The organism is Binatus sp. (SeqCode) (assembly GCF_050013435.1).
Classification (GTDB): Bacteria; Desulfobacterota; Binatia; order Binatales; family Binataceae; genus Binatus.
The window spans coordinates 1-5,674 of record NZ_JBEKFG010000120.1 but is presented as its reverse complement, the minus strand read 5'-3'; the positions used below and the strand labels follow the sequence as shown (position 1 = coordinate 5,674).

5 protein-coding genes and 1 pseudogene are annotated in these 5,674 nt (G+C 62.3%); 5 read left to right on the top strand and 1 reads right to left on the bottom strand.

The features are described from left to right. Positions 1 to 446: TatD family hydrolase (locus ABSB13_RS16440; RefSeq protein WP_428110389.1), on the bottom strand; the 446-nt coding region annotated here is incomplete at its 3' end. Between the two features lie 53 nt (positions 447 to 499). Between ABSB13_RS16440 and ABSB13_RS16435 the strand changes: the two genes are divergently transcribed. The 5 genes and pseudogenes from ABSB13_RS16435 to ABSB13_RS16415 form a co-directional block, all read left to right on the top strand. Further along, a complete protein-coding gene (locus ABSB13_RS16435) occupies positions 500 to 1,285 on the top strand; it encodes a QueT transporter family protein (RefSeq protein ID WP_428110387.1) in 786 nt (261 codons plus the stop codon). 32 nt (positions 1,286 to 1,317) lie between these two features. Next, complete coding sequence (locus ABSB13_RS16430; protein WP_428110386.1) at positions 1,318 to 3,036, top strand: ABC transporter ATP-binding protein; 1,719 nt, start codon at positions 1,318 to 1,320, stop codon at positions 3,034 to 3,036. Next, positions 3,036 to 3,824, top strand: coding sequence for an energy-coupling factor transporter transmembrane component T family protein (locus tag ABSB13_RS16425; protein ID WP_428110385.1), 789 nt, complete (start codon positions 3,036 to 3,038; stop codon positions 3,822 to 3,824). The genes ABSB13_RS16430 and ABSB13_RS16425 overlap by 1 nt, the downstream gene beginning before the upstream one ends. A gap of 63 nt (positions 3,825 to 3,887) precedes the next feature. Then, positions 3,888 to 4,937, top strand: coding sequence for a 1,9-bis(guanidino)-5-aza-nonane synthase (locus ABSB13_RS16420; RefSeq protein ID WP_428110383.1), 1,050 nt, complete (start codon positions 3,888 to 3,890; stop codon positions 4,935 to 4,937). Between the two features lie 479 nt (positions 4,938 to 5,416). Next, positions 5,417 to 5,674, top strand: a pseudogene (locus ABSB13_RS16415) (hypothetical protein); the annotation flags it as partial.

The window sequence follows — 5,674 nt, the reverse complement described above, 5'->3', positions numbered from 1 at the left end:
TTAGCCTCGCGAATTATCGCGAGCGCGTCGGCGGCGCATCCGTGCGGCGCGTGCAGTATCAGCGGCAGATCCATCGCGGCGGCGAGCTTCGCAAACCGTGCGAGCGTCAGCTTCGCCGCGTCCCGCGTGGCTGCATCTCCCGCGCCCGTGCCGTACCATGGCAGTCCGACTTCGCCGACGGCGCAAATCGAATCGCGCTCATGCGCGATCGATTCGAGCACCTCGAGCGCGTCAGGTTCGCCATGCTCAGAATCCTCCGGATGAAATCCCACGGCCGGATAAACGACGCCCGGATACCGCCGCCCGAGTTCGATTACCCTGCGATTCGACGCGGGGCCAACCCCCGGCGCCACCATCGCCGTTACTCCCGCCTCCAGCGCCCGCTTGATTGCGCCCGAAGGGTCGGGATACTGGTCAGCGTCGAGATGAACGTGGCTGTCGATCATTTCATTCGTATAGCAGGCATGCGCCGCGCGCGCATCGTCTCGCGCGTGCCGCGATGAGCGATCTTCGCCTGATGTGGCGCAACACGCGGATGGTCGTGCTATGCGCGATCTCGGCGGCGCTCTACGCCGCGGTGCTGGTGCCGTTCAAGGTCGTACCGCTGATTCCCGGCGTCACCGAGCTTCGCCCCGCCAACGCGATACCAGTTGTCTGCTCGTTCCTGTTCGGTCCCGCGGCCGCGTGGGGCTCCGCGATCGGAAATATGATTGGCGATTTTTTCGGCGGCGTCTCGCCGGGTGACATTTTCGGATTCTTCGCGAACCTGGCCTACGGGTGGATTCCGTACAAAGTCTGGGAATTGATCGCGCGCGGCGAGAGTCCGGTTCCCAGCTCGCCGCTCATAATTTTCAAGTACGTCATCGCATGCCTGGCCGCGAGCGTGCTGTGCGCCGACCTGGTCGGATGGGCTGACAACGTGCTCGTCATCAGGCCGTTCGCGATGCTTGGCAACGTGATCATCTTCAACAATATGACGTCGGCGCTCGTGCTCTCGCCGTTCATCCTCGCGGCCGTCTATCCGCGGGTGAAAAAAGGCCGGATGCTTTACACCGACGTGATGCCTGAGGTGAAACTGAAGCCGGTGGGAATTCGAGCCTGCGGTTTCGCGCTGCTGATAGCCGGCGAGGGTGGCGCCTGGATTACCGGGAATTTGCTTTCGACCGGGTATTGGGCGCCGAAGTTTATCCCCGCGTGGATGCTGGTCGCGCCGTACGATAAACCGGTCCTGATAATCGTCGGCCCGTTCATCCTGTTGGCATTCGCGGGCCTGTTCATGATGTGAAAATCGACGCGCAAATTGTTTCAGTTTTTTCAGTGAATCCTAATCAGTACGCAGTGTCGGTCCAGGGTGTAACCTTCACCTATCACGGCGCCGGCCGGCCCGCGCTTCGAGCGGTAAGCTTCGTGCAGTCGGCCGGTGAGATGATCGGCGTGATGGGCGCGTCGGGCGCGGGCAAATCCACGCTCGCCAAATGCCTCAATCGCATCATCCCGGAGTTCGAGGACGGCGATTTTCGCGGCACGATCCGCATCGCAGGCGAGCCGCTCGACCATCTCCGCGTCTGCGACGTCGCGCCCAAGGTGGGCATGGTCTTTCAGGATTTCGAGTCGCAATTGTTTTCGACCAACGTCGCGCACGAAGTCGCGTTCGCGATGGAACAGGTCGGCATGGATCGCGCCGAGATGGATCGGCGAATCATTCCCGCGCTCGAGGCGGTCGGGCTGCGCGGCTTCGAGCATCGCGATCCAATGTCGTTGTCGGGCGGCGAGAAGCAGCGACTTGCGATCGCGTCGGTGCTGGCGCTGCGCCCGTCGGTCATCGTGCTCGACGAGCCGACCACCGATCTCGATCCCGAGGGCAGGGCGGAAGTCTTCGAGTTGATAGCCAAGCTGCGCGCGCAAGGCCTGAGCCTGATCGTAATCGAGCACGAGTCCGAGGAATTGCGCGCCGCCGATCGGATAATGGTGCTGCGCGAGGGGGAAATCGCCGTGGACGGTCCGCCTGCCGAGGTGTTTGCGCGCACCGACCTGCTCATGGGATGCGGCGTGCGCCCGCCCGGACTGGGCCACGCACTCAAACTGCTCGGAATCGACGCACAAGCGCAAAGTGTCGAGGATGCTTACGATGCGATCGTGCGCGCCTACCCGCGTCTGGCCGCAACTTTGGGTGACAACATCGCCGATCCACGCGCATCCCAGCGCCCGGCGAATTCCGAAAACGCCTCGACCGGCTCCGCATTTATGGCGATCGAGAATGTGAGCTTCAGCTACGCGGGCGGGCCGCGCGTGCTCGATTCGATCGATCTCAGAGTCGAAGCCGGCGACTTCATCGCGATAGTCGGGCAGAACGGCTCCGGCAAAACCACTTTGGCCAAGCAAATCGTCGGCCTGCTCCAGCCGGCCACGGGCCGCGTGATAATCGAAGGCAAGAACCGCGCGCAGATGCGGCCGGCCGAGACGGCGCGCGAAGTCGCGTACGTTTTCCAGAATCCGGACCATCAGATTTTCGCCGCCACGGTCCAGGAGGAAGTCGCGTTCGGCCCGCGCAACTTCGGCCTGGCGGACGGCGAGATTCGGCGTCGATGCGACGAGGCGCTCGAGGCGGTCGGCCTTCAAAGCGAGCGCCAGAGCGACCCGTTCCTGCTCAGCAAGGGCGAGCGCCAGCGCCTGGCGGTAGCGAGCGTGCTCGTGCTCAGGCCGCGGATGCTGATTCTCGACGAACCGACCACCGGCCTGGACCATCGCGAGCAGTTGCGGATGATGGCGCTGGTGCGCGACCTCAACCGCGCCGGAATCGCGATCGTGATCATCACGCATACGCCGTGGCTGGTCGCGCAGTATGCGCGGCGCGTGGTGCTGCTGCGCAAAGGCGCCAAGATTTTCGACGGCGGCGTGCGCGAGTTCTTCATGCAGGACGAACTGCTGCGCTCGTCGTCATTTCGGGCGCCGGAGATCACCGAGTTGAGCCGCCGCTTCGGCACACTGGCGCTGACGACCGACGAATTCGTCGCGTGGGCCAGGGGGCGCGCCTGATGCCGATTTATCTGTACATCGATCGCGGCACGTTCGTTCATCGGCTGCATCCGACGGTCAAGGTGTTTGCGCTCTTCGTCATGTTCTGGTCGGTGTACTGGGTGGACAATCCAATCGCACTCCTGCCGGTCGGATTGGTCATGCTGTGGATCGCGCAGCTCACCGATTCGTGGCCGAACTTCTACCGGCTGCGATGGTTGTTCGCGATTCTGGTTTTCACCACGACGATTGCGTGGATGGTTTTCTACCGGCGCGGCGCGGTGCTGGTGAACGTGCCGATTTTTCACGTCAGCAGGTTGTCACTGGTGTTTGGCGTCGGGCGCGGGATCAAGCTGGCGGAGCTGCTGGCGGCGTCGGTGCTGTTTCTTTCGACCACCAAGATCGAGGAGTTCACCTACGGACTGCAACGGATGCGGGTGCCGTATCGCGTCGGCTTCGCGATCTCGCTCTCATTCCGGCTGGTTCCGCTGTTTATCGACTCGGCCGTCACGATCGTCGATGCGCAGCGGTTGCGCGGTTACGATTTCAACGAGGGCGGGCCGATCGAGCGCGTGCGGCGCTACGTGCCGGTGGTGATTCCGGTTTTCATGGGCGCGCTGCGCAAGGCCAACAACATGGCGATGGCTCTGGAAGCGCGTGGCTTCGGATTCAGCCACGAGCCGACGACCTTTATCGATTACCCGGTGACGCCGGCGGATATTACGGCGTTCGCGTTTTTAATTGCGCTCGGCACGCTATCCTTCATGCTCTACTGGACGGGGCTGGGCGGAATCGGTCCGCTGAAGTAGCGTACAATCCGGCCGTTACGTACTATCGGCCAATAATTCGGGCCACATCACGGGGCATAACCAATGAGCATCAAGGCGGAATATCTCAAACGGCCGATCGAACACGTCGATATCACGCGCGAAAGCGTCGTGCCGATCGTCGAGGCGATGGGCCAAATGGCATACAGCGCCCGCGACCTGCATCGCGCGGCGACGATTTACGATCGGATGCTGCGCGATCGCGACTGCGGCGTAATCCTTTGCCTGGCGGGTTCGCTGATCAGCGCCGGGCTCAAGCGCGTCTTCACCGACATGATTCGCAATCACATGGTCGATGCGATCGTGAGCACCGGCGCAAACATCGTCGATCAGGACTTCTTCGAAGCGCTCGGCTTCAAGCACTGGATGGCCGAGGACCGATTCAAGTACGGGCTCGACGACGACAAGCTGCGCGGACTGCATATCGATCGCATCTACGACACGCTTATCGACGAAGACGAGCTGCGCGTGTGCGACGAGACGGTTCAGAAAATCGCCGACCGCCTCGACCCGCGGCCGTATTCGTCGCGCGAATTCGTCGGCGAGATGGGCAAGTACCTGGCCGAGACGGGTGCGAAGACCGGCGCCAGTATCGTGCTCGAGGCGTATCGCGAGGAGGTGCCGGTTTTCTGCCCGGCCTTCAGCGACTGCTCGGCCGGATTCGGACTAGTGGCGCATCAGGCGGCGCGGCACGGAAAACCCAAGGTCTCGCTCGACAGCGCCAAGGATTTTTACGAGTTGACGCGGCTCAAGGTGAAGTACGAAAACACCGGGCTGTTCATGATCGGCGGCGGCGTGCCGAAAAATTTCGCGCAGGATATCGTGGTCGCCGCCGAAGTCCTGGGGCATGACGTGCCCATGCATAAATACGCGATTCAGATCACCGTGGCCGACGTGCGCGACGGCGCGCTCTCAGGCAGCACGCTCAAAGAAGCGAGCAGCTGGGGCAAAGTCGATACGACCTACGAGCAGATGGTGTATTGCGAGGCGACGATCGCCGTGCCGCTGATCGTGGGTTACGCGTATCACAAGCGCGGGTGGGAAGGGCGCACCTCGCGCAAGTGGAGCTCAGCACTGGATAAGGACCAGATATAGCAGGGGTGACCCCTGCACCCGATGTTAAGGCCGCGCTCCGTTGTCGCGCGCGACCCCTGCCAACGGCTTAATACTGCGCTGCCGTCGGCACGGCCAGGGGCTGCGGCCCCTGCACCTTAGTGAGAAGACGCGAAAATCTGCGGCCTGACGGCCTGTTAGAACTTTTTTGAGTCATCCTGAGCGAAGCGAAGGAACCCGGATCCGGGATTCTTCCCCTTCGGCAGCACTCAGGGCTTCGGCTCAATCACAGCAACTTTCGCTCTAGAATGACACGGGCGGCTGCGCGGCAGGGGTGAGCCCTGCACCCGCAGTGAGAAGACGCGAAAATCTGCGCAACGCATCCTTTCGTGACTACGCTATAGAAGAGCTGCGCGGCCAGCGTTAAGGCCGCGGTCGGTTATCTGACGCGGCGCATAATAAGTTATATTCGGCCCCGGCACCGGCTTAACCGGGCGCCGCAATTCCCAAGGAGTCGTCTTATGCCCAAGGCAGCGAAGAAACAGCAAGAGCCCTCCGGACCTTTCGGAGATATGTTCCCCTATCGCGAAACCTTCGAGATCTACCGCGAGCTGCCCAAGAAGAGCCGCCAGCCCGAGGAGGTCATGCGTGAGTTGCGCAGTATCGCGCGCAAGGAAGACGTGCGCTGGCAGACCGGCCAGATCTCGGGCACTTACTTCCACGGCGGGATGGAGCACTTTGCCTACCTCAACCGCGTGTTCGCGCTGTTCTCGCACGTC